Genomic DNA, 23,065 nt, shown 5'->3' on the forward strand with positions numbered 1-23,065 from the left:
CCTTGGCCGGAGCGGGCGTGCGGGCGCCGTGCGGCCGCTCAACAGGCTTCCCCGCTTGATATCTGTTTCTTTGTTGGGGGAGTTTATGGCAAGCGGTATCGTCAAATGGTTCAACGACGCCAAGGGTTTCGGGTTCATCAAGCCCGACGATGGTGAAGAAGAGCTGTTTGCGCATTTCTCGGCGATCCAGATGAATGGCTTCAAGACCCTGAAGGAAGGCCAGCGCGTCTCCTTCGAGATCGTGCAAGGCCCCAAGGGCAAGCAGGCCACCAACATCCAGGACGCGTCCTGAGGGCGCCGGCCGTACCCGCCCGACAGAGCGCGAGACGGCCCAAGGAAATGCGGTACCCCCGGAACGGGAAACGCCGGGAGGCGACAGGCAGGCCCGCACCGCGATACGCGGCCGGCAGCCCCGACCTCCCAGCGAACATCGGCGGTACGCTGCCGCATCCGACAAGAAAGCCCGGCCCGAGCGGCCGGCTTTTTTATTTGCCGGATCTGGCCCGGCAGGGGCCGCAGCGGTACTGCGGCCAGCCCTGTCCCCCTCACATATTGTCGATCATCACCTGGCCGAAGCCCGAGCACGACACCTGCGTCGCTCCTTCCAGCAGCCGGGCGAAGTCGTAGGTGACGCGCTTCGACAGGATGGACTTCTCCATCGAGCGGATGATCAGGTCGGCGGCTTCGGTCCAGCCCATGTGACGCAGCATCATTTCGGCCGACAGGATCTCCGAGCCCGGGTTCACGTAGTCCTTGCCGGCATACTTCGGCGCGGTACCGTGCGTGGCCTCGAACATGGCCACCGAGTCCGACAGGTTGGCACCCGGAGCGATGCCGATGCCGCCCACCTGGGCCGCCAGCGCGTCGGAGATATAGTCGCCGTTCAGGTTCAGCGTCGCGATCACCGAGTACTCGGCCGGACGCAGCAGGATCTGCTGCAGGAAGGCATCGGCGATGGCGTCCTTGATGACGATGTCGCGGCCGGTCTTCGGGTTCTTGAACTTGCACCACGGGCCGCCGTCGACCAGCTGGGCGCCGAACTCCTGCTGGGCCAGTTCATAGCCCCAGTCGCGGAAGGCACCCTCGGTGTACTTCATGATGTTGCCCTTGTGCACCAGCGTCACCGACGGCTTGTCGTTGTCGATGGCGTACTGGATCGCCTTGCGCACCAGGCGCTGCGTGCCCTGCTTCGAGACCGGCTTGATGCCGATGCCGGAAGTATCGGGGAAACGGATCTTCCTGACCCCCATCTCGTTCTGCAGGAAGGCGATCACCTTGCGCGCCTGCTCGCTCCCGGCTTCCCATTCGATGCCGGCATAAATATCCTCCGAGTTCTCGCGGAAGATCACCATGTCGGTCTTCTCGGGCTCGCGCACCGGCGACGGCACTCCCTTGAAATAGCGCACCGGGCGCAGGCAGACATAGAGATCGAGCTGCTGGCGCAGCGCCACGTTCAGCGAGCGGATGCCGCCGCCGACCGGGGTGGTCAGCGGCCCCTTGATCGACACCACGTATTCCTTCAGGACATCGAGGGTTTCGTCGGGCAGCCACACATCGGGACCGTAGACCTTGGTGGACTTCTCGCCTGCGTAGATCTCCATCCAGGAAATCTTGCGCTGGCCGCCGTAGGCCTTGGCTACCGCGGCGTCCACCACCTTGAGCATCACCGGCGTGATGTCGAAGCCCGTGCCATCCCCCTCGATGAAGGGAATGATGGGATTGTCCGGTACGTTCAGCGAAAAGTCCTGGTTGACCGTGATCTTTTCGCCAGCCGGAACTTTGATGTGTTGATACATGACGTCTCCAGTGCGGAACGGGGTTGTAACGGCCGCCGTCGCTTGCGTGAGCGGACAGCGAGATAGGGACACAGCAGGAGATTGTAGCGGGCGAACGTGTCTTGCATCCGCCACATCGCCGTGCCCCGATCGGTGATCGCGCCGAAAGTCTTATATAAGACATAAGACTATATTTAAATTATGCAGCAATTTCCCGGCAGCCGCCATGGCCCGCCGACAGTGTCCGCGTGCATCGAGCCTCGGGCATACTTCGGCCCCATGACCTTGCTCGCCCTCAACAAGCCGTACAACACCATGAGCCAGTTCTCGCCGCACCCGACGCGGCCGACGCTGGCCGAATGCGTGGCCGTGCCCGGCGTCTACCCGGCCGGCCGGCTCGACGCCGACAGCGAAGGCCTGCTGCTGCTGACCGACGACGGTGCCTTGCAGGCCCGCATCGCCGACCCGCAGCACAAGCTCGTCAAGACCTATCTGGCGCAAGTGGAAGGCGTGCCCGACGAGGCCGCCCTGCAAGCACTGCGCGCAGGCCTCGACCTCGGCGACTTCCGCACGCTGCCGGCGCAGGCGCGCCTGGTGGATACGCCAGACACCCTGTGGCCGCGCGATCCGCCCATCCGCTACCGCGCCGCCATCCCCACCACCTGGGTAGAACTGCGTATCCGCGAAGGCAAGAACCGCCAGGTGCGACGGATGACCGCAGCCGTCGGACACCCGACGCTGCGCCTGGTACGCACGGCGATCGGTGGCCTCGACCTGTTCACGCTCGGGCTGATGCCTGGCGAATGGCGGGAAATCACACCGGCTCTGCTCGGCCTGTCCGGCCCCGCCAGCCCCGGGCGACAGGCTCGCGCGCCGGTGGTGAGGCGCAAGGGTTACAAACGCTAACAAATGCCGGAAAGATTCCTGTCTCTCTCGCGTCAACCGATCGCGTGGTGGCCCCGTTGTTGATCGTGACACGTCCAATTACGCGTCATCACTTCCGAATGCGTTCAAATTTCGAGGGAATCGCAATGAACAAACTGATCGCTGCTGCTCTGGTTTCCGGCCTGTTCGCCACCGGTGCATTCGCCCAAGCTTCGGCTCCGGCTGCTGCTGACGCTGCAGCGCCCGCTGCCAAGGCTGAAGCGAAGCCCGCCAAGAAGAAGCACAGCAAGAAGAAGCACGCCAAGAAGGCCGCTTCGAAGGCAGAAGCCGCTCCCGCCTCCGCTCCGGCAGAAGGCGCTTCGAAGTAAGACTTCGGAAGTCGCTTCGCACCGCCTCGGCGGTGCGTGCAAAGGCAGGCAGTCCCTCGGACGGCCTGCCTTTTTTCATGCGCGTGCCGCGCGGCACGCAAGCCTGTGTCCGGGTTATCCTTGCGCCTGGCCTTTCCCTTCCCCTAACGCAGTAACGCTGACCCCACGCCTACGCCATGTCTCCCGCGTCCAAGATCCTGCTTCAACTTGCCGCCTTGACCGCCACCACGCTCGCCTTCGCACAAGGCGCAGCCGCGCAGGCGCAGACCGGCCTGCCGGAGATCCAGCTGACCGCCGGCATGTACGCGATCCAGACCGAAGTGGCTGCCACACCGGAGTCGCGCGAGATCGGCTTGATGTACCGCAAGACCATGCCGGCGAGCCACGGCATGCTGTTCGTCTTCGAGCAGAAGGCCGGCAACTGCTTCTGGATGAAGAACACCGACCTGCCGCTGTCGATCGCCTTCCTGGCCGATGACGGCACCATCGTCAATATCGAGGACATGGCGCCGCAGACCGAGGACAACCACTGTCCGCGTGCGGCGGTGCGCTACGCGCTGGAGATGAACCAGGGCTGGTTCAAGCAGAAGGGAATCAAGGCCGGCGCGCGCATCGGCGGCCTGCCGAGGGCGCCGCAGATGCGCTGAGGCGCCCGGACGGGCGCCGCCGCTCAGTCGCGGAAGTTGTTGAAGTCGAGCGGCGCCTCGGAAACGTCCTTGCGCAGCAAGGCGATGACGCTCTGCAGGTCGTCGCGCTTGGTGCCCGACACGCGCACGGCGTCACCCTGGATGCTGGCCTGGACCTTGATCTTGCTGTCCTTGATCATGCGCACGATCTTCTTGGCCAGGTCGCCCGTCACTCCCTTCTTGATGGTGACGACCTGCTTGACCTTGTCGCCGCTGATCTTTTCAACCTTGCCGTAGTCGAGGAAGCGCACGTCCACGTTGCGCTTGGCCATCTTGTTGATCAGCACGTCCTTGACCTGGCCCAGCTTGAAATCGTCGTCGGCGAAAGCGGTCAGCTCACCTTCCTTCTGCTCGACGCGGGCGTCGGATCCCTTGAAGTCGAAGCGCGTCGAGATCTCCTTGTTGGCCTGCTCGACGGCATTCTTCACTTCGACCATATTGGCTTCGCACACTACGTCAAACGACGGCATTTCTTTCTCCTGATAAGCAATTGCCCCGGAAGCGCCGCGCCTGGCGCCAGCGCTTCCGTATAATCCTGCCAACTCCGCAGTCCAGGCCGGCCCTCGTCATTCGGCGGCCGCCTCATCAGATCCCGCATGGCAGATCTCCACGAATTTTATCCCCTGCGCCGCCACAATACATTCGGATTCGACGTCCGCGCGCGCTTCGCGGCACATGTGCGCAGTGAAGACGACCTGGTGGCGGCGCTCGCCGACCCGCGCGTGGCGGGGTTGCCGGTACTGGTGCTCGGCGGCGGCAGCAATGTGGTGCTGACCGCCGACCTGCAGGCGCTGGTACTGCTGATGGAAATCCCGGGATTTTCGGCCCGCGCCTCCGAAACGGCATGGCTGGTCACGGCCGGCGCCGGCGAGAACTGGCACGCGCTGGTGTGCCGCACCGTGACCGAGGGCATGCCGGGACTGGAAAACCTGGCGCTGATCCCTGGCACGGCGGGCGCCGCTCCCATCCAGAACATCGGGGCCTACGGCGTCGAGTTGCGCGAGCGCTTCGCCTCGCTGCGCGCCTACGACCGCGCCAGCGGCACCTTCGTCGAACTCGATGCGGCGCAATGCGCCTTCGGCTACCGCGACAGCCTGTTCAAGCAGGCAGGCAAGGATCGCTACATCATCACGGCGGTCACGCTGCGCCTGCCGCGGCCGTGGCAGGCGGTGCTCGGCTATGCCGAGCTGGCGCGCGAGCTGCACGACGAACCGGCCCCCGGCGCTGCCGCCATCCTCGACGCCGTGGTAGCCATCCGCTCCCGCAAGCTGCCCGACCCGACGCGCATCGGCAATGCGGGCAGCTTCTTCAAGAATCCGGTGGTCAGTGCCGCGCAAGGCGCGGCACTGCTCGCCGTCCATCCCGGAATGGCGCACTACACGCAGGCCGACGGCCGCATCAAGCTGGCGGCCGGCTGGCTGATCGACCAATGCGGTTTCAAGGGGGTGCGCGACGGCGCGGTCGGTGTCTACGAGAAGCAGGCGCTGGTCCTCGTGCATCATGGCGGCGGCAACGGCGCACAGCTGCTGGCGCTGTCCACCCGCATCGCCGACGCGGTGCAGGCGCGCTTCGGCGTGCGCATCGAGCCCGAGCCCGTCGTCCTGTAGGCCGGGCCACGGAGCCAGACCTGCGTCAAAGAGGGTCGTCGGAGAGAAACTCGCGGCGGATGTCCACCGAGCCGCGCTTGCCGACATCCTTGAAGTGGTTGGCCAGCCAGGCCTGCGCCGCCGTGCGGCCGCGCTCCTTCAGCATGACGAGGAAATTCCAGTGCGTGACCAGCTTGGTCGAGGAGGACAGATCGGCCAGCGCGTCATCGGCGCGGATGGAATGCATCAGCAGGTACTTGAGGCGATCGCGGTATTCCGGTCTCAGCCAGTCTTCGTCGAGCAGCTTCTGCACGAAGGCGATGGCGCGGAACTCGCGCAGCAGTGAGGCGTTGAAGGTGATCTCGTTGAGCCGCTCCATCACCTCCTGCGGCTGCGTGGGGACACCGGGGCGACGGATCGGATTGATATGGACGATCAGGATGTCGCGCGTGTCGGTCTGGTAGAACAGCGGGAACAGGGCCGGATTGCCCATGTAGCCACCATCCCAGTAGTGGCGACCCTCGATCTCGACGGCCGGGTACAGGTAGGGCAGGCAAGCCGAGGCCAGCAGCGCGTCCAGCGTGATGTCCTGCTTCTGGAAGACGCGCACATTGCCGCTGTTGACGTCAGTGGCTGCCACGAACAGCTTGGTGCCGGCGCAACAGCGCACGCGCTCGAAATCGACCTGGGCAGCGAGCAGGTCGCGCAGCGGGTTGTACTTGCCGCCCTGGGCCGAGGCATTCCACCAGCCGGCCCACATCTTCGTCCATTCCTGCAGCGGCCAGCCGCCATGGTGGTTGCCCGCCAGCCAGTCGGCCGTCTGCTGGCCGAAGGTGGAGAACGGCGAGCCCGTGCGGGAAACGCCGTACCAGAATTCATGCAATTTCTCGCGGGCGCGCTCGCGCCCGCCTTCAGCCATGCCATCCACCAACAGCACGGCGTTCATCGAGCCGGCGCTGGTGCCGCTGATGCCGTCGAAGTCCAGCCTGCCGTCTTCCAGCAGGGCGTCGAGCACGCCCCAGCCGAAGGCACCGTGGGCGCCGCCGCCCTGCAGGGCGAGGTTGATCATCTTAGGATCGCGCGACATGGCACTCCCTCCCGCTTGCCCGGCGGCCGGCGGCGCGGCAGGCGCTGCCGGCCCGGCGTGCTCAGCCGTAGTGGCAGACGTAGTCCAGCGTTTCCAGTACTTCGATGTCGAAGTTGCTGTTGCCGGGCACGCTGAACTGCTGGCCGGCGCCGTAGGTCTGCCATGCGTCCGACCCGGCTAGGCGGATGCGGCAGCTGCCGCCATTGATCTCCATGATCTCGGGCGCGGCGGTGCCGAAGTTCAGCTTGGCGGGAAAGATCACGCCGAGCGTCTTGCGGGTGCCGTCCGGGAACAGCACCGTATGGCTGACGCACTTGCCGTCGAAATAGAGATTCGCCTTCTTGACGACGGACACGTTGTCGAACTGGGTCATGCAATCACTCCTTGCTGCTGGCCGGTGGCCGGCGCCTGCCGGTTGCCGGCCGGGTTTTCGAATCCTGGCCCACCGTGTGAAAAGAGGGGCCGCGCGGCCCCTCCCCATTCACTTCATCGACTTCATCGACTCGCCCCGCAACCAGCCGCGCGTGCCGCGCCGCCGGCCTCCTTGCGCCTTCAATAGCGGCCGCAGAGCAGGTATTCCATCAGCGCCTTCTGCACGTGCAGGCGGTTCTCCGCCTCTTCCCAGACCACGCTCTTGGGTCCGTCGATCACCGCTGCCTCGACCTCCTCGCCGCGATGGGCCGGCAGGCAGTGCATGAACAGGGCGTCGGCATTGGCGCGGTCCATCATCGCGGTGGTCACCATCCACTGCTGGAAGGCACGCTTGCGGGTCTCGTTCTCGGCCTCGAAGCCCATGCTGGTCCACACGTCGGTGGTGACCAGGTCCGCGCCCTGGCAGGCCGCCAGCGGGTCGTCGAACACCTTGAGGTGGGGGGCCGCGGTGGCGGGCACCATGGCCGGATCGAGCTGGTAGCCCGGAGGCGCGGAGAAGTGGAACTGGAAGTCCAGCCGCTCGGCCGCCTGGATCCAGGTATAGGCCATGTTGTTGGCGTCGCCGATCCAGGCCACCGTCTTGCCCTGGATGCTGCCGCGCTTCTCGATATAGGTGAAGACGTCGGCCAGCACCTGGCAGGGATGGTATTCGTTGGTCAGGCCGTTGATGACCGGCACGCGCGAATGCGCCGCAAAGCGTTCGATGATGTCCTGGCCGAAGGTGCGGATCATGATGATGTCCACCATGCGGGAGATCACCTGTGCCGCATCCTCGATCGGCTCGCCCCGGCCCAGCTGCGAATCGCGCGTGTTGAGGAACACGGCATGGCCGCCGAGCTGGTGGATGCCGGCCTCGAAGGACAGCCGCGTGCGCGTCGAATTCTTTTCGAAGATCATGGCCAGCGTGCGGTCGTGCAACGGGTGCCATGTCTCGTAGTTCTTGAACTTCGCCTTGAGGATCCGCGCGCGGTCCAGCAGGTACTCGTACTCCTCGGGAGACAGGTCGCTGAACTGGAGGTAATGCTTGATCGGGGTTGAGCTCATAAAACAAAGAAGGCGGCTCGGTGATGACACGCTGCCACCGATGCCGGGTGGCGAGGCGCGTCGCGGAGCCGCCTTTCGCGTCGCTTGCGCAATTTAACTGCAAGAATCATAAGGGATTATTTACCCTTTGGCGAGCCCGGAGGGACCCCGATCCGGCACCCCGGCACCGCCGCAGCCTTATGCGCAGGTCTTATATAAGATATAATACCCGCTGATTCACGCGGGGCGCGGCAACCCCATGCCCCCGCCCGCCACAGGCATCAAAAGTGCCCCTGCAAGCACCGACGCCCCGCAGACCGACCGGCTGGAAGCGAACCAACGCTCGCCGGCCGCGTCAAACCCGGCGCCCGTGCTCGCGGGTCTTACGCCGAGTCACCCTCCAGCCGCAGTCGTCTCATGACCCCCAACGTTCGCGAATATTTCATCCAAGGCATCACCAAGGAAGGCAAGACCTTCCGCCCGAGCGACTGGGCAGAACGGCTGTGCGGCGTGATGGCGCAGTTCCGCCCCGAAGGCGACACCGGCGACCCCCGCCTGACCTATTCACCCTATGTCCGCCCGGTGATTGCCGGCGGCGTCAAAAGCGTGGTCGTGGACGTCCGCCTCAAGGAGATCGAGCCCAAGGCGCTGGATTTCGTGCTGAATTTCGCCCGCGACAACAACCTGCAGCTGGTCGAGGCCTGCTCGCTCGGCTGAGCCCACCCCATCTCCGCCCCCCCTTCCCCGCTTCGCGGCCCGGCACCGACCCTCCAGGCCGCGACGAAACACTGCGCACAAGACAAACAAGACACAGCACGCAGGCACGCAATCGTCCGGCAGTCCGGCAACTGAAAGCGGAGGCCAGGAAAACAAAAAGCCCGTCACATGGACGGGCTTTTTGCTGGACGACGATCCTGGCGGATCGCCGCGACCGCGCGACCGGAGCCGCGCGCAAGCTTGCCGGAATCAGGCAGCCATCGACTTGATGGCAGCCGACAGGCGCGACTTGTGGCGTGCAGCCTTGTTCTTGTGCACGATCTTCTTGTCGGCGATGCTGTCGATCACGGCCTGCGAGTTCTTGAAGATCTCGGCAGCAGCAGCCTTGTCGCCAGTGGCGATCGCCTTGCGAACAGCCTTCACGGCGGTACGCAGACGCGAGCGCAGGCTGGAGTTGTGGGCGTTCTGGGCGACGGCTTGGCGCGCGCGCTTGCGGGCTTGTGCGGAATTTGCCATTTACTTAGTTTTCCTGAATTCAGATGCGTGCCCCGGGGACACAGCCAAAAATGCACATCTAGCGGCCCGGGATACACGGTAAAGCACAGATAACCGAATCCGGAACGCAACTGTCCTTGTGAATCGGCGATTATACACACAGAGCAGCCGTAAACGCAAGAAGGAATCCCGCCCAACGACGGGACGGTCCGCCGCCTGCCCGATCCGTATAATAGGCGCCACTTCGGCCCGCGTGGTCCCGCTGCAACTTCCCCGCGCCCGCGTCGTCTGATTCCTGGCCCGGCGGCCCGCCGGTGCAAGTCCATCCGATTCCGCACCGACGCCGCGGCCGCACGGCCAGCGCCGGCGCTTTGCTCGCTCCAGCCTCAATCTTGAACCTGCTCAAAGCGCTCGCCACCATCAGCAGCCTGACCATGCTCTCGCGCATCACGGGCCTGGTGCGCGAGATCCTCATCGCACGCGCCTTCGGGGCCTCGGACATGACCGATGCCTTCAACGTGGCCTTCCGCATCCCCAACCTGCTGCGCCGCATCTTCGGCGAGGGCGCGTTCTCGCAAGCCTTCGTGCCCATCCTGGGCGAGTACCACAGCAAGCGCGGCGAGGCCGACACCCGGCGCCTGATCGATGCCGTCGGCACGGTGATGACCTGGGTCCTGATGGGAGTCTCGCTGCTGGGCGTGATCGGCGCCCCGGTGGTGATGACCGTGGTGGCGACCGGCTTCCGCGGGCAGAGCGAGACCTATACCGCGGCTGTCTTCATGACGCGGGTGATGTTCCCCTATATCGGCCTGATTTCCCTGGTCGCGCTCGCTTCGGGCATCCTCAACACCTGGCGACGCTTCGCCGTGCCGGCCTTCACCCCGGTGCTGCTCAACCTGTGCCTGATCTTCGCCGCGCTCTTTGTCGGCCCGCACATGCGTGAACCGATCTACGCCCAGGCCTGGGGCGTGCTGGTGGGCGGCATCCTGCAGCTCATCATCCAGATCCCCGCGCTGCGCCGGATGGGCGTGATGCCGCGCATCGGCGTCAATGTCCGCGCCGCCTGGGCCGACGCCGGGGTGCGGCGCATCCTGAAGCAGATGGTGCCGGCGCTGATGGCCGTCTCGGTGGCCCAGATCAGCCTGATCATCAATACCAATATCGCTTCGCGGCTGGCCGCAGGCAGCGTCTCCTACCTGACCTACGCCGACCGCCTGATGGAATTCCCCACGGCGCTGCTGGGCGTGGCGCTGGGGACCATCCTGCTGCCCAGCCTGTCGAAGGCCAGCGCCGAAGCCAACCATCACGAGTATTCCGGCCTGCTCGACTGGGGACTGCGGCTGACCTTTCTGCTGGCCCTGCCCTGCGCGGTCGGGCTGTTCGTGTTCGGCACGCCGCTGACGGCCGTGCTGTTCAACTACGGCAAGTTCAACGGCCACGCGGTGGAAATGACGCGGCAGGCGCTGGTGGCCTACGGCACCGGCCTGCTCGGCCTCATCCTGATCAAGATCCTGGCCCCGGGCTTCTATGCGCGGCAGGACATCCGCACCCCGGTCAAGATCGCGGTGGCCGTGCTGGTCATCACCCAACTCGCCAACCTCGCCTTCGTGCCCCGCTTCGGCCACGCCGGCCTGGCGCTGTCGATCAGCCTGGGCGCCACCCTCAACGCCCTGATGCTGTTCATCGGCCTGCGCCGGCGCGGCCTCTACGAACCGGCACCGGGGTGGACATTGTTCCTCGCGCAACTGCTGGCTGCGGTCACGCTGCTGTCCGGGCTGCTGCTGTGGTTCGCGCGCAGCTTCGACTGGGTCGCCCTGGGCAGCACGCCGCTGCTGCGCGTGGCCCTGCTGGCATCGTGCCTGGTACTTGCGGCGGTCGTCTACTTCGGTACACTGTGGCTCATGGGGCTGAGATTCACTGCCTTCAAGCGCAAGGCCGGCTGATCCGCCGCGCCGAAGGCCACGGCGGAACGTATCCGGCGCGCCAGCCAGGACGCGGCGCCCTGCGCCGCTTCAGGAACCCGATATGACCACCACGAAAGTCCTGGATTACTTCGCCAGCCTCGTGGCCGACGATGGCGGCATCCCGCTGACAGAGACGGCGCTCTCCCTTGCCCAGGACGCCTACCCCGACCTCGACCTGCAGGGCGAACTCGCCGCGCTGGACCTGATGGCCCTGCGGCTCAAGCGCCGGATCGCCGAGGGCACACCCGCCATCCAGCGCCTGCGCCTGCTCAACCATTTCTTCTATCGCGACCTTGGCTTCGCGGCCAATGCCAACGACTACTACAACCCGGACAACTCCTACCTGAACGCCGTCATCCGGCAACGGCGCGGCATCCCGATCTCGCTCGCGGTGCTGTACATGGAGCTGGGACAGCAGATCGGACTGCCACTCAAGGGGGTGTCCTTCCCCAACCACTTCCTGGTCCGGATGTCGATCCCCGCCGGTGAGGTGGTGCTGGATCCGCTCACCGGTGAAACCCTGTCGAAGGAACAACTGCAGGAGATGCTCGATCCCTACCTCGAGCAGGAGGGCATCCGCGGCAGCGGCGAGGTGCCACTGGGCTTGTTCCTGCAGACGGCCAGCCACCGCGAGATCATCGCGCGCATGCTGCGCAACCTGAAGTCCATCTATCTGCAGGAGTCGCGCTGGCAGCGCCTGCTGGCGGTGCAGAACCGGCTGGTGATCCTGCTGCCCGGCTCGATCGAGGAAGTGCGCGACCGCGGCCTGGCCTACGCCAACCTGGAATGCTTCCGGCCGGCACTGGCCGACCTCGAGGCCTACGTGGCAGCGCGGCCCGATGCCGCCGACAGCACGCAGATCCGCGACCGCATGCCGGCACTGCGGCTGATGAGCCGGAGCTTGAGCTGAATTCCTGACCTGCCCCCCAGGCACTGACCAAGCCAAAAACAAACGGGCCGCTCACGCGGCCCGTCGGCTTGACCGGGGCAGGCCGAGCGTTTCAGCGCTGCGCCCGCGTGGGATTGCCGCGCCCGCCGCGCACCAGCTTCCACAGGCCACCCAGCAGCAGGGGCACCACGGCAGCGCCGATGCCGGCCAGCACGATCAGGTTCAGGTACTGCTTGATGAAAGGCAGGTTGCCGAAGAAGTAGCCGGCAAAGACCAGGCCGGCCACCCAGCCTACGGCGCCGATCACGTTGAACATCTGGAAACGGCCGAAGCTCATCTGCGACACACCGGCCACGAAGGGCGCGAAGGTGCGCACGATGGGGACGAAGCGCGCCATCACCAGCGTCTTGCCGCCGTGGCGTTCGTAGAAATCATGGGTGCGGCGCAGTGCCTTCTGGTCGAGGAAGCGCCAGTGCAGGTCGAACACCTTGGGTCCGATCCAGCTGCCGATCAGGTAATTGACGGTGTTGCCGCCGATGGCCGCAGTCAGCAGCAGCCCGATCAGCACCCATTCGTTCATGGCGCCGGTGGCGCAGAAGGCGCCGGCGATGAACAGCAGCGAGTCGCCCGGCAGGAAGGGCACCACCACCAGGCCCGTCTCGGCGAAGACGATCAGGAACAGCAGGGCGTAGACCCAGGACCCGTACTGCTGGATCACGGTGCCCAGGTATTTGTCGACGTGCAGCAGTATGTCGATGAACTGCAATGCGATATCCAATTCGTTCCCCGTTCTCTATTGATTCTGAAGATTCTGTAATCAGCCCCACATCATACAAGAGCCGCCGGCCATTCCCACGTCGCAGGCCACCCGCTTGGTCCGATGCGCCACACGTATAATCCGCCCATGCCCGCCACCGCTTCCCGCCCCGCGCAACCCGCGCGCCCGATCCGCCCCTTGCCCGACCAGTTGATCAGCCAGATCGCCGCCGGCGAGGTGGTTGAACGGCCGGCCTCGGTCGTCAAGGAACTGCTCGAAAACGCCCTCGACGCGGGCGCGGGACAACTGGCCATCCGGCTGGAGGAAGGCGGCGTGCGCCGCATCGTTATCACCGACAACGGCTGCGGCATTCCGGCAGCCGAGCTGCCGGTGGCACTGATGCGCCACGCGACCAGCAAGATCGCCTCGCTCGACGAGCTGGAGGCCGTGCTGACGCTCGGCTTCCGCGGCGAGGCGCTGGCCTCGATCGCTTCGGTGTCCCACCTGACACTGACCAGCCGCACCGCCGCCGATCCGCATGCCACCCAGTTGAACGCCGAGAACGGCGCGCTGCAACCCGCCTCCGGCGGGGTCGGTACCACCATCGATGTGCAGCACCTCTACTTCAACACGCCAGCACGCAGAAAGTTCCTCAAATCGGAACAGACCGAACTCGGCCATTGCCTGGAGATGGTGCGCCGTGTCGCCCTGGCGCGGCCGGACGTGGCGATCTCGGTCCATCACAATGGCAAGCCGATGGAGCATTGGAATGCCGGCGACGTCGCCACCCGCACCGCCCAGGTGCTGGGCGGCGACTTCGCGCGGGCGCGCCTGCCGCTCGACGAAGAGGCCGGCGACCTGCACCTGTATGGTTTCGCCGGCCTGCCCACCGCCTCGCGCGGCCGGCCGGACCAGCAGTTCTTCTTCGTCAACGGGCGCTTCGTGCGCGACAAGCTGCTGACGCACGCGGTGCGCAGCGCCTACCAGGACGTGCTGCACGGCGACCGCTTCCCGTCCTATGTGCTGTGCCTGGACCTGCCGCCGGAGATGGTGGACGTCAACGTCCACCCCTCCAAGATCGAGGTGCGCTTCCGCGAATCGCGCGCCGTGCACCAGTTCGTCTATCACGCGGTGCAGCGCTGCCTGGCCCGCCAGGCCGGCGAGCAGGGAGACAGCCTGCACAGCGATGCCGGCGGGGCCGCCCTCGATCGCCCGGGCAACGCGGGCGGCGGCAGTGACAGCAGCGTCCGCCCCGCCGGCATGCCGGCCGGCGCGGGACAGGCACGCGGCACGCCCTGGGTCGACTACACGGCCGCCGCGCGCCAGACGGCGCTGGGCATCGAGCAGCCGCGCCAGGCCTACCTGGGCATGGTACGTGAGGCGATGGCGCCGGCGCGGCCGGCCGGCAGCGGCGCAACGGCGCCTTTCACGCCCTCGGCCAATCCGCCGGCCTGGCTGGCCGACGCCGAGGCCGCGCGCGGCGACGAGGCACCGGGCCTGCTCGACGCGCTGGCGGCCGAACCCGCGCCGGCGGCCCGCCCGCCCCTGCCGGCGGCCACCGGCATTGCCGAAGCCGCCGGCGGCGCGGACGGCGCCAGCGCGGCCGACGGTCCGCCGCTCGGCTTCGCACTGGCGCAACTGCACGGCATCTACGTGCTGGCACAGAACGCACGCGGACTGGTGCTGGTCGACATGCATGCGGCGCACGAGCGCATTCTCTACGAGCAGATCAAGACCGCGCTGGCCACGCGCGAGCTGGCGGTACAGCCGCTGCTGATCCCCGTCACGCTGCCGGCCAGCCCGGTCGAGATCGGTGCCGCCGAGGAGCACCAGGAAACGCTGGCCCTGCTGGGCTTCGACATCGCGCCGGTCTCGCCCACCACGCTGGCGGTACGCGCCATCCCCGCCCTGCTCAAGCAGGCCGACACCGAAGCGCTCGCGCGCGACGTGCTGCGCGACCTGCAGGCCTTCGGCGGCTCGCGCGTGCTGGCGGAGCGCCAGAACGAACTGCTGGCGACGCTGGCCTGCCACAGCGCGGTGCGCGCCAACCGCCGCCTGACGCTGGAAGAAATGAATGCGCTGCTGCGCCAGATGGAGCAGACCGAGCGCGCCGACCAGTGCAACCACGGCCGCCCGACCTGGGTACAGCTGAGCGTGGGCGAGCTGGACCGGCTCTTCCTGCGCGGCCAGTGATGCCCGCCGCGCCAAACCCGGTCGTCTGCCTGCTCGGCCCCACCGCGTCCGGCAAGACCGCCGCCGCGCTGGCGCTGGCCGCGCGCGCGCCGCTCGAGATCATCAGCCTGGACTCGGCCCTGGTCTACCGTGGCATGGACATCGGCACAGCCAAGCCCAGCGCCGCCGAACTGGCGACCGTGCCGCACCACCTGATCGACATCATCGACCCCGTCGACAGCTACTCGGCGGCCCAGTTCGTCGCCGATGCCGAGCGCCTGATCGGCGAAATCCGCGCGCGCGGCCGCGAACCGCTGATCGTCGGCGGCACCATGCTGTACTACAAGGCGCTGACGCAGGGCTTGAACGAGCTGCCCCAGGCCGATGCCGCCGTGCGTGCCGAACTGGACGCGCTGGCGGCCGCGCGCGGCTGGCCCGCGCTGCATGCCATGCTGGCCGAGGTCGACCCGGTCACCGCGGCCCGGTTGGCGCCCAACGATGCGCAGCGCATCCAGCGCGCGCTGGAGATCCACCGCCTCAGCGGCCAACCGATGTCGGCCCTGCTGGCCCGCCAGGCCGAAGGCCGCACCTTCGCCGGCAGCGCCGGCGCACGCTTCCGCGTCATCGCGCTCGAGCCCGGCGACCGCGCCGTGCTGCATGCGCGCATCGCCACCCGCTTCGACGCCATGCTCGCCGGCGGCCTGATCGAGGAAGTGGAACGGCTGCGCGCACGCGGCGACCTGCATCCCGGCCTGCCGTCGATCCGCTGCGTCGGCTACCGCCAGGCCTGGGAATACCTGGACGGCGAAAGCGACCGGGACACCATGCGCGAACGTGGCATCGCCGCCACGCGCCAGCTCTGCAAGCGCCAGCTGACCTGGCTGCGCAGCACCCCGGAGCGGCTGGTGGTGGACTGCCTGGCGCCGGACTATGTGCAGCAGGTGGCAGCGCTGGCCGGCCTGGACCGCTGAGCCCGGCACGCCGTGCCAGCCCCGGCACGGAGCCGAAGTGACGCTTGAGCGATAATCCGGCACTCATTGTTCGCATCCGAGCCTGCCATGTCCGTCGACCGTCCCACCTCCTTCACGCTGCGCGCGGCTACCGCCGCCGACTGCGGCACCCTGTTCCGCCTGATCTCGGCGCTGGCCGAGTACGAGAAGCTGAACCATCTGGTCGAGGCCACGCCGGCCCGGCTGGAGCAGGCGCTGTTCGGTCCCCAGGCGCACGCCGAGGCCATCCTGGTCGACGCCACCACGCCGGAGGGCAGCCGCAGTGTCGGCTTCGCCCTGTTCTTCCACAACTTCTCCACCTTCCTGGCCAAACCCGGCCTGTATCTGGAAGACCTGTTCGTGGAACCGGCCTGGCGCGGGCACGGCCTCGGCAAGCTGCTGCTCCGGCACCTGGCGGCGCTGGCGCTGGAACGCGGCTGCGGCCGCTTCGAATGGAGCGTGCTGGACTGGAACACGCCGTCCATCGAGTTCTACCGGGCGATGGGCGCCGACGTGATGCCGGACTGGCGCATCTGCCGCGTCACCGGCGACGCGCTGGCCAGGCTGGGCGCACCGGCCGCGGGCATCTGACGGGTCACGGATAAGAAAAAAGCCCGCAGGCCGAAGCTTGCGGGCTCTTGATGGCGCGCCCACGGCGCACCATGCCGGCGCGCAAGGCGCGCCGCCGGTCCGGCCTCAGACCACCACGGTCTGTGCCTGGCCTTCCTCGCGCTCGCGGATCTCGCCGATCTGCCACACCGACTCGCCGGCGGCCTGCAGATGAGCGATGGCACGCTCGGCGTCTTCCTTGGCCACGATCACCACCATGCCGATGCCGCAGTTGAAGACGCGGTGCATCTCGGCATCGGCCACCTGGCCTTGCGCCTGCAGCCACTGGAACAGCGGCGGCAGGGTCCAGGCGTCGCGCTGCAGCACGGCGGTCAGGTTCTGCGCCAGCACGCGCGGCACGTTCTCGGTCAGGCCGCCGCCGGTGATGTGGGCCATGCCCTTGACCGGCAGCGCCTGCATCAGCGACAGCAGCGGCTTCACGTAGATGCGGGTGGGCGCCATGATGGCGTCCTGCAGCCGCTGGCCGTGGAAGTCGGCGTTCAGGTCGGGCTTGGCCACCTCGATGATCTTGCGCACCAGCGAGTAACCGTTCGAATGCGCGCCCGACGAGGCCAGGCCCAGCACCACGTCGCCCGGGGCGATCTTGCTGCCGTCGATGATCTCGCTCTTCTCGACCGCGCCGACGGCGAAGCCGGCCAGGTCGTATTCGCCATCCGGGTACATGCTCGGCATCTCGGCGGTCTCGCCGCCGATCAGCGCGCAGCCGGCCAGTTCGCAGCCCTGGGCGATGCCCTGGATCACGGTGGCGGCGGTGTCGACGTCGAGCTTGCCGCAGGCGAAGTAGTCGAGGAAGAACAGCGGCTCCGCGCCCTGCACCAGAATGTCGTTGACGCTCATGGCGACCAGGTCCTGGCCCACGGTGTCGTGACGCTGCAGCTGGAAGGCCAGCTTGAGCTTGGTACCGACGCCGTCGGTGCCGGAAACCAGCACGGGCTCGCGGAATTTCTTCGACAGCTCGAACAGGGCACCGAACCCGCCGATGCCGGCCATCACGCCTTCGCGCATGGTGCGCTTGGCGAACGGCTTGATGCGGTCGACCAGCGCGTCGCCGGCGTCGATGTCAACACCGGCGTCGCGGTAGGAGAGGCCGGCCTGGCCGGAGGTCGGGGTTGCGCTCATGAGATTCAGCTTGTCTTTGAGGAATTGAGAAGTGCGGCAACGCTCGCGCGGGAACCAATGTGCGGCAACCGGCATGTGCGCCGTGCCGCCGAGTCGGTCGACGGCCGCGAGTCCAGTAGAATCGCAATTTTAACGGATACCGGCTCCCGGCTTCCAGTTTCCGGCACGCACGCCACCGCAAACCGCCCGATGAACGCTCCCCTGCTGTCGCAAGAAGCCAAGCGCATCCTGCTCTGGGTGGTGCTGGCCGCCGCCTTCTTCGCGGCCATCGTGGCGCTGGCGCCGGTGCTGACGCCCTTCCTGTTCGCCTTCATCTTCGCCTACATCCTGAATCCCGGCGTGGACTGGATGGAGCGCCACCGCCTGCCCCGGGCGCTCGGCACCGTGCTGATGATCCTGCTGCTGCTGGTGATCTGCGTGCTGCTGTCGCTGCTGCTGGTGGCCGTGCTCCAGCGCGAGGTGCCGCAGTTGCGCGACCAGCTGCCGGCACTGCTGAAGAAGCTCAATGCCGTGGTGGCACCGCGCCTGGCGGAGATCGGCGTGCGCGTCCGCTTCGACTTCCCGGGGCTGCGCAGCATGCTGTCGGACCGCTTCGCCGCCAGCCCCGAGGACATGTTCTCGACCGTGCTGACCTACGTGAAGCTGTCGGGCTCGGCGCTGATCACCGCCGCCGGCACCCTGTTCATCGTGCCGATCGCCATGTTCTACCTGCTGGTCGACTGGCACCGGCTGATGCGCCGCATCGAGAATGTGGTGCCGCGCCGCTGGGTGCCCAAGGTGCGCGAACTGAGCAGCGAGACCGACGCGCTGCTGTCGCAGTACCTGCGCGGCCAGATCCTGGTGATGCTGATCCTGGCGGCGCTGTATTCGATCGGACTCAGCCTCGCCGGGTTCGACATCGGCGTGCCGGTGGGCGTCTTCACCGGCCTGGCGGTCTTCATCCCCTATATCGGCTTCGGCATGGGCCTGGCGCTGGCCGTGGTCGCCGCCCTGCTGCAGTTCGGCAACTGGTACGGGCTGGCGGCAGTGGCGGTGGTATACGGCATCGGCCAGTTCATCGAGAGCTTCTACCTGACACCGCGCCTGGTCGGCGAGCGCATCGGGCTGCACCCGTTGGTGGTGATCTTCGCCCTGCTCGCCTTCGGCCAGATGTTCGGCTTCTTCGGCGTGCTGCTGGCGCTGCCCACCTGCGCCGTGCTGCTGGTCGGCGCGCGCCAGATCCGGCGCGTTTACCTGGCTAGCGATCTCTACCGCAAGTAGGCATGGCCGCACGAAAGTAACGAATACATCATGTTCCAGCGTCCCAAGCAGCTCTCGCTCGAACTCGGCAGCCCACCGCCGTCCACCTTCGAGAATTTCTTCGTGGCAGCCAACCGCGAGCCGGTGCAACGCCTGCGCGACCTGCCCGCGGCCCTGGCCCAGGAGCGCGCCAGCGACCGCCTGATCTATCTGTGGGGCGAGGCCGGCTCCGGGCGCACCCACCTGCTGCACGCGGTCTGCGACGCCGCCCTGCAGGCCGGCATGCGCTGCCGCTACCTCAGCCCCCACCATGCGCTGGCCGACTTCATCTTCGATCCGGACTGCCAGCTCTACACGGTGGACGACGTCGAGCTGCTGGACGAGGCGCGCCAGATCGCCGTGTTCTCGCTGTACAACGAGGTGCGCGCCTATGCACGCACGGCCCTGGTGGTAGGTGGCGCGGCCGCGCCACGGGCGATGGCGGTACGCGAGGACCTGCGCACCCGGCTGGGCTGGGGCCTGGTCTACCAGCTGGCGCCGCTCTCCGACGAGGATAAGATGGCGGCGCTGCTGCAAGCCGCACGCGAGCGCGGGCTGCAGCTCTCGCCGGAAATCGCCCACTGGCTGGTGACGCGCCACTACCGCGACATGCCCAGCCTGATGGCTCTGCTCGACGCCCTCGACACCTACTCGCTGGAACGCAAGCGAGCGGTCACGCTGCCGCTGCTGCGCGAGATGTTCGCCGAATTCCGCGACTGAGCGGCCTGCGCCGCCTCCGACCCAGGACCGCCGCCCTAGCCGCCAGCCGCTTCCGACCGCCCCGACCCGCTTAATGTAAAATCGCCGCCCATGAATCTGGCACTGTTTGACCTCGACCACACCCTGCTTCCGACCGACAGCGACCACGAATGGGGCCGCTTCCTGGTGCGCCTCGGCGTCGTCGACGAGGATACCTATCGCCGCAAGAACGACGAGTTCTATGGGCAGTACAAGGCGGGCACCCTGGATATCCAGGCCTTCCTGCGCTTCGCGCTGGCGCCGCTGGCGGCCAATCCGCGCGCGCGGCTGGAGGAGTGGCGCAGCCGCTTCATGCACGAGGTGATCGAGCCGGTCATCACGCCGCAGGCGCGTGCGCTGGTCTACAAGCACCTGGAAGCCGGCGACCTGTGCGCCGTGGTCACCGCCACCAACAGTTTCGTCACCGCCCCCATCGCGGCCGCCTTCGGCATCCCGCACCTGATCGCCACCGAGCCGGCCACCGCCGACGGCCGTCCGGACGGGCAGTTCACCGGCGAAGTGGCCGGCGTGCCGAGCTTCCGCGAGGGCAAGATCACCCGCGTCGAAAACTGGCTCGAGGCGCTGGGCCACAACTGGGGGAATTTCGACGCCACCACTTTCTACAGCGACTCGGCCAACGACCTGCCGTTGCTGGAGAAGGTCAGCGAACCGGTCGCCGCCAACCCGGACGATCGCCTGCGCCACCACGCCGCCGCAGCTGGCTGGCGCATCATGGACCTGTTCTGACGTGATCAAGAAGCTCATCACCCGGCTGCTCGGCAAGCCGGCGCCGAAGCAGCGCCGGCAAGGCCGCGCCCACGCACCGCGCGTCATCGCGGTCGAAGAGCACGGCATCGATCCGGCGCTGATCTCGCGCAACGCGGTCAAGGTCACTTCGACGCTGCAGCAGGCCGGCTACCAGGCCTTCATCGTCGGCGGCGCCGTGCGCGACCTGCTGCTCGGCATCAAGCCCAAGGACTTCGACGTCGCCACCAACGCCACGCCCGAGCAGGTGCAGGCGCTGTTCCGCCGCTCGCGCATCATCGGCCGGCGCTTCCAGATCGTGCACGTCACCTTCTACGGCGGGCGCGAGCAGGAAATCATCGAAGTCTCCACCTTCCGTGCCCTGGTCGACGCGGTCGCCAGCGAGACGCTGCCCGAGGGCCGCCGCCTGAAGCGCTCCGAGCTCGACAGCAAGACCCACGCCATCGACGCATCCGGCCGCGTGCTGCGCGACAACGTGTGGGGCACGCAGGCAGAAGACGCCGAGCGGCGCGACTTCACCATCAACGCGATGTACTACGACCCGTCGGCGCAGACGGTGCACGACTACCATCACGGCATGGAAGACATGCGCGCGCGCACGCTGCGCATGATCGGCGACCCCGTCACGCGCTACCGCGAGGATCCGGTACGCATGCTGCGCGTGGTGCGCTTCGCGGCCAAGACCGGCTTCGGCATCGACGAAGCCACGCGCCAGCCCATCGCCGGCCTGGCCTCGCTGATCCACAACGTGCCCAGCGCGCGCCTGTTCGACGAGATGCTCAAGCTGCTGATGTCCGGCCACGCCTGGGCTTCGCTGCAGGAACTGCGCAAGGCAGGGCTGCACAAGGGCCTGCTGCCGCTGCTCGACGTCGCGCTGGAACAGCCGCTGGGCCAGCGCTTCGTGCAGCTCGCGCTGGACAACACCGACCGCCGCGTGCAGGCCGGCAAGCCGGTCTCGCCCGGCTTCCTGTTCGCCGCGCTGTTGTGGCACCACGTGCTGCAGCGCTGGACCGCGCTGCGCGAGTCCGGCGAGCATCCGATCGCCGCGCTCAACACGGCCATGGACGACGTGCTCGAGCGCCAGACCGGCCAGCTGGCCATCCAGCGCCGCTTCGTCACCGACATGCGCGATATCTGGGGCATGCAGCCGCGCTTCGAGAAGCGCGTCGGACGCATGCCGTTCCGCCTGCTGGAATCGCCGCGCTTCCGTGCCGGTTTCGACTTCCTGCACCTGCGCTGCCAGTCGGGCGAGCTGCCCGAGGAAATGGCCGGCTGGTGGCAGTCCTTCCAGGATGCGGACTCCGACGGCCGCGAAGCCCTGATCGACTCGGCGCGCAGCGCCCGCGGCCCGGCCGCCGAGGGCGAAGGCGAGGGCGGCGCGCGCAAGAAGCGTCGCCGGCGCGGTCCGCGGAAATCGGATAAAGTGTCCTCCCGAAGCGACTCGGAAGCGGGCGAGCCCCGCAGCCAGCCGGAGGAATCGGAATGACACTTGCCTTTATCGGCATCGGCGCCAACCTGGGCGATGCCCGCCAGGCGCTGAAGGATGCCGTCGTGTGCCTGGCGCAGCAGGTCGGCATCACGGTGCTGGCGAGATCGTCTTTTTACCGCACCGCGCCGATCGACGCGCAGGGCGAGGACTACTACAACGCCGTGGTCAAGGTGGAAACCTCGTTCACGGCGGGGCAGCTGCTGCGCATCTGCCACCACATCGAGGACCAGTTCGGCCGCGAGCGCCCTTTCCACAATGCGCCGCGCACGCTCGACCTCGACCTGCTGCTGTTCGGCGACGAACAGCACGACGACGAGCACCTGACGGTGCCGCACCCGCGCGTGACCGAGCGCGCCTTCACGCTGGTGCCGCTGCTGGAGATCGACCCCGGGCTGGTGATCCCGGGGCGCGGCCGGGCTGCCGACCACCTGCCCGCGGTGGCTGGTCAGCGCATCGAGAAAATGACACCCTGCAAGTGCAAGCGCCAGCAACAGGCCGGCGCCTGAACCTGCCGCACGGGCGCCGCACCGCCTGACCCGTTTCCTTCCCCCATGCTCGACCATCTGCGCCGCATCATCGTCGAAGGCCCCGTCGGCTCCGGCAAGACCGCGCTCGCGCGGCGGCTGGCACAGACCCTGCGCAGCGGCGAACTGCTCGACGGCGTGCGCGACAACCCCTTCCTCGAACGTTTCCTGCGCGACCGCGCGCGCCATGCGCTGCCGCTGCAGCTGGCCTGCCTGACGCAGCGCGCGGCGCAGGCGCAGCGCTGGCAGGAAGCGCTGCTGGCAGGCCAGCGCATGGTGACGAACTGCCTGCACGAGCGCGACCGCCTCTACGCCGAGCTGAACCTGCCCGCCGACGAACTGGCCCTTTATGACGCCATCGCCGCGCGCGTCGCCCTGCCTGCCCAGCGCGCCGACCTCGTCATCGTGCTGCACGCGCCCCCGGCGCTGCTGCATGAGCGCATTGCGCGACGCGGCGCTCCCGGCGAAACCGGTCTCGACCTGCCCTACCTGGAGCGCCTGTGCGGCGCCTACGGCGAGCTGTGCCATCGCTACGACGAGGCACCGGTCCTGATCGTCGACACCGCGCATTTCAATCCGGTGGACAATGACGGCGATTTCCGTACACTACTGACGCGCGTCGAAACGATGCGCGGCCGCAAGGCCTTTCTCAATCTCGCTGCGCCCTGACAGGCTCCGCCTGGCAGATTCCAACCAT

The 23,065-nt window shown here is 67.3% G+C and carries 25 protein-coding genes; 17 read left to right on the forward strand and 8 right to left on the reverse strand.

Annotation, left to right across the window (positions count from 1 at the left end):
* Nucleotides 1-85: 85 nt before the first annotated feature.
* On the forward strand, nt 86-292 hold the full coding sequence (locus tag BKK80_RS17695) for a cold-shock protein (protein WP_071015208.1): 207 nt from the start codon (nt 86-88) through the stop codon (nt 290-292).
* A 253-nt stretch (nt 293-545) separates the two neighbouring features.
* Here the strand turns inward: BKK80_RS17695 and icd are convergent, their stop codons facing one another.
* Nucleotides 546-1,796 carry an NADP-dependent isocitrate dehydrogenase gene (gene icd, locus BKK80_RS17700; protein ID WP_071037923.1) on the reverse strand — a complete coding sequence of 417 codons (1,251 nt, stop codon included), beginning with the start codon at nt 1,794-1,796 and terminating at the stop codon, nt 546-548.
* Nucleotides 1,797-2,054: 258 nt separating this feature from the next.
* Between icd and BKK80_RS17705 the strand changes: the two genes are divergently transcribed.
* The 3 genes from BKK80_RS17705 to BKK80_RS17715 all read left to right on the forward strand — a co-directional run bounded on the left by BKK80_RS17705 (nt 2,055) and on the right by BKK80_RS17715 (nt 3,675).
* Nucleotides 2,055-2,681 carry a pseudouridine synthase gene (locus BKK80_RS17705; protein WP_071015213.1) on the forward strand — a complete coding sequence of 209 codons (627 nt, stop codon included), beginning with the start codon at nt 2,055-2,057 and terminating at the stop codon, nt 2,679-2,681.
* A gap of 125 nt (nt 2,682-2,806) precedes the next feature.
* Nucleotides 2,807-3,028 (forward strand): hypothetical protein, encoded by a 222-nt coding sequence (locus tag BKK80_RS17710; RefSeq protein ID WP_071015215.1) that lies wholly within the window; start codon nt 2,807-2,809, stop codon nt 3,026-3,028.
* Between the two features lie 176 nt (nt 3,029-3,204).
* On the forward strand, nt 3,205-3,675 hold the full coding sequence (locus BKK80_RS17715; RefSeq protein WP_083384141.1) for a DUF192 domain-containing protein: 471 nt from the start codon (nt 3,205-3,207) through the stop codon (nt 3,673-3,675).
* 23 nt (nt 3,676-3,698) lie between these two features.
* Here the strand turns inward: BKK80_RS17715 and BKK80_RS17720 are convergent, their stop codons facing one another.
* Nucleotides 3,699-4,184: a YajQ family cyclic di-GMP-binding protein gene (locus tag BKK80_RS17720; protein ID WP_071015218.1), complete on the reverse strand. Its 486-nt coding sequence runs from the start codon at nt 4,182-4,184 to the stop codon at nt 3,699-3,701.
* Between the two features lie 126 nt (nt 4,185-4,310).
* Here BKK80_RS17720 and murB point away from each other — a divergent pair, with 126 nt between their 5' ends.
* The gene (gene murB / locus BKK80_RS17725) at nt 4,311-5,321 is read left to right on the forward strand and encodes a UDP-N-acetylmuramate dehydrogenase (protein WP_071037922.1); all 1,011 of its coding nucleotides are present in this window, start codon (nt 4,311-4,313) and stop codon (nt 5,319-5,321) included.
* Nucleotides 5,322-5,346: 25 nt separating this feature from the next.
* Here murB and BKK80_RS17730 read toward each other — a convergent pair whose 3' ends face one another.
* The 3 genes from BKK80_RS17730 to argF form a co-directional block, all read right to left on the reverse strand.
* Complete coding sequence (locus BKK80_RS17730; RefSeq protein WP_071037921.1) at nt 5,347-6,387, reverse strand: patatin-like phospholipase family protein; 1,041 nt, start codon at nt 6,385-6,387, stop codon at nt 5,347-5,349.
* A gap of 61 nt (nt 6,388-6,448) precedes the next feature.
* Entirely contained in the window at nt 6,449-6,760 is a 312-nt protein-coding gene (gene ppnP, locus BKK80_RS17735; RefSeq protein WP_071037920.1) for a pyrimidine/purine nucleoside phosphorylase, read from the reverse strand.
* Between the two features lie 179 nt (nt 6,761-6,939).
* Nucleotides 6,940-7,863: an ornithine carbamoyltransferase gene (gene argF / locus BKK80_RS17740; protein ID WP_071037919.1), complete on the reverse strand. Its 924-nt coding sequence runs from the start codon at nt 7,861-7,863 to the stop codon at nt 6,940-6,942.
* 396 nt (nt 7,864-8,259) lie between these two features.
* Between argF and BKK80_RS17745 the strand changes: the two genes are divergently transcribed.
* Nucleotides 8,260-8,559 carry a DUF3579 domain-containing protein gene (locus tag BKK80_RS17745; RefSeq protein ID WP_071015232.1) on the forward strand — a complete coding sequence of 100 codons (300 nt, stop codon included), beginning with the start codon at nt 8,260-8,262 and terminating at the stop codon, nt 8,557-8,559.
* Between the two features lie 249 nt (nt 8,560-8,808).
* Here the strand turns inward: BKK80_RS17745 and rpsT are convergent, their stop codons facing one another.
* Complete coding sequence (gene rpsT, locus BKK80_RS17750; protein WP_071015234.1) at nt 8,809-9,075, reverse strand: 30S ribosomal protein S20; 267 nt, start codon at nt 9,073-9,075, stop codon at nt 8,809-8,811.
* A 371-nt stretch (nt 9,076-9,446) separates the two neighbouring features.
* Here rpsT and murJ point away from each other — a divergent pair, with 371 nt between their 5' ends.
* Nucleotides 9,447-10,997, forward strand: a complete 1,551-nt coding sequence (gene murJ / locus BKK80_RS17755; protein WP_071015237.1) for a murein biosynthesis integral membrane protein MurJ — start codon at nt 9,447-9,449, stop codon at nt 10,995-10,997.
* Between the two features lie 82 nt (nt 10,998-11,079).
* Nucleotides 11,080-11,928: a SirB1 family protein gene (locus tag BKK80_RS17760; protein ID WP_071015240.1), complete on the forward strand. Its 849-nt coding sequence runs from the start codon at nt 11,080-11,082 to the stop codon at nt 11,926-11,928.
* Nucleotides 11,929-12,019: 91 nt separating this feature from the next.
* On the opposite strand, the gene BKK80_RS17765 is transcribed toward BKK80_RS17760, so the two are convergent.
* Nucleotides 12,020-12,685, reverse strand: coding sequence for a VTT domain-containing protein (locus tag BKK80_RS17765; protein WP_083384142.1), 666 nt, complete (start codon nt 12,683-12,685; stop codon nt 12,020-12,022).
* Nucleotides 12,686-12,811: 126 nt separating this feature from the next.
* On the opposite strand from BKK80_RS17765, the gene mutL reads away from it, so the two are divergent.
* The 3 genes from mutL (at nt 12,812) to BKK80_RS17780 (ending at nt 16,416) form a co-directional block, all read left to right on the forward strand.
* Nucleotides 12,812-14,857, forward strand: a complete 2,046-nt coding sequence (gene mutL / locus BKK80_RS17770; RefSeq protein WP_071070359.1) for a DNA mismatch repair endonuclease MutL — start codon at nt 12,812-12,814, stop codon at nt 14,855-14,857.
* Nucleotides 14,857-15,807, forward strand: a complete 951-nt coding sequence (miaA, locus tag BKK80_RS17775; RefSeq protein ID WP_071070361.1) for a tRNA (adenosine(37)-N6)-dimethylallyltransferase MiaA — start codon at nt 14,857-14,859, stop codon at nt 15,805-15,807. Before mutL ends, miaA begins: the two co-directional genes overlap by 1 nt.
* An 87-nt stretch (nt 15,808-15,894) precedes the next feature.
* A complete protein-coding gene (locus tag BKK80_RS17780) occupies nt 15,895-16,416 on the forward strand; it encodes a GNAT family N-acetyltransferase (RefSeq protein WP_071070363.1) in 522 nt (173 codons plus the stop codon).
* 105 nt (nt 16,417-16,521) lie between these two features.
* Here BKK80_RS17780 and purM read toward each other — a convergent pair whose 3' ends face one another.
* Complete coding sequence (gene purM / locus BKK80_RS17785) at nt 16,522-17,574, reverse strand: phosphoribosylformylglycinamidine cyclo-ligase (protein WP_071015253.1); 1,053 nt, start codon at nt 17,572-17,574, stop codon at nt 16,522-16,524.
* A gap of 189 nt (nt 17,575-17,763) precedes the next feature.
* On the opposite strand from purM, the gene BKK80_RS17790 reads away from it, so the two are divergent.
* The 6 genes from BKK80_RS17790 (at nt 17,764) to BKK80_RS17815 (ending at nt 23,037) form a co-directional block, all read left to right on the forward strand.
* A complete protein-coding gene (locus BKK80_RS17790) occupies nt 17,764-18,834 on the forward strand; it encodes an AI-2E family transporter (protein WP_071015256.1) in 1,071 nt (356 codons plus the stop codon).
* Nucleotides 18,835-18,864: 30 nt separating this feature from the next.
* Nucleotides 18,865-19,572 carry a DnaA regulatory inactivator Hda gene (gene hda / locus BKK80_RS17795; RefSeq protein WP_071015258.1) on the forward strand — a complete coding sequence of 236 codons (708 nt, stop codon included), beginning with the start codon at nt 18,865-18,867 and terminating at the stop codon, nt 19,570-19,572.
* A 90-nt stretch (nt 19,573-19,662) separates the two neighbouring features.
* The gene (locus BKK80_RS17800) at nt 19,663-20,337 is read left to right on the forward strand and encodes a histidinol-phosphatase (protein WP_071015261.1); all 675 of its coding nucleotides are present in this window, start codon (nt 19,663-19,665) and stop codon (nt 20,335-20,337) included.
* 1 nt (nt 20,338) lies between these two features.
* Nucleotides 20,339-21,841 (forward strand): polynucleotide adenylyltransferase PcnB, encoded by a 1,503-nt coding sequence (gene pcnB / locus BKK80_RS17805; protein ID WP_071015263.1) that lies wholly within the window; start codon nt 20,339-20,341, stop codon nt 21,839-21,841.
* The gene (gene folK, locus BKK80_RS17810) at nt 21,838-22,350 is read left to right on the forward strand and encodes a 2-amino-4-hydroxy-6-hydroxymethyldihydropteridine diphosphokinase (protein ID WP_071015267.1); all 513 of its coding nucleotides are present in this window, start codon (nt 21,838-21,840) and stop codon (nt 22,348-22,350) included. The genes pcnB and folK overlap by 4 nt, the downstream gene beginning before the upstream one ends.
* A 45-nt stretch (nt 22,351-22,395) precedes the next feature.
* The gene (locus BKK80_RS17815; RefSeq protein ID WP_071070365.1) at nt 22,396-23,037 is read left to right on the forward strand and encodes a deoxynucleoside kinase; all 642 of its coding nucleotides are present in this window, start codon (nt 22,396-22,398) and stop codon (nt 23,035-23,037) included.
* Nucleotides 23,038-23,065: the final 28 nt, after the last annotated feature.

The organism is Cupriavidus malaysiensis (assembly GCF_001854325.1).
Taxonomy (GTDB): domain Bacteria; phylum Pseudomonadota; class Gammaproteobacteria; order Burkholderiales; family Burkholderiaceae; genus Cupriavidus; species Cupriavidus malaysiensis.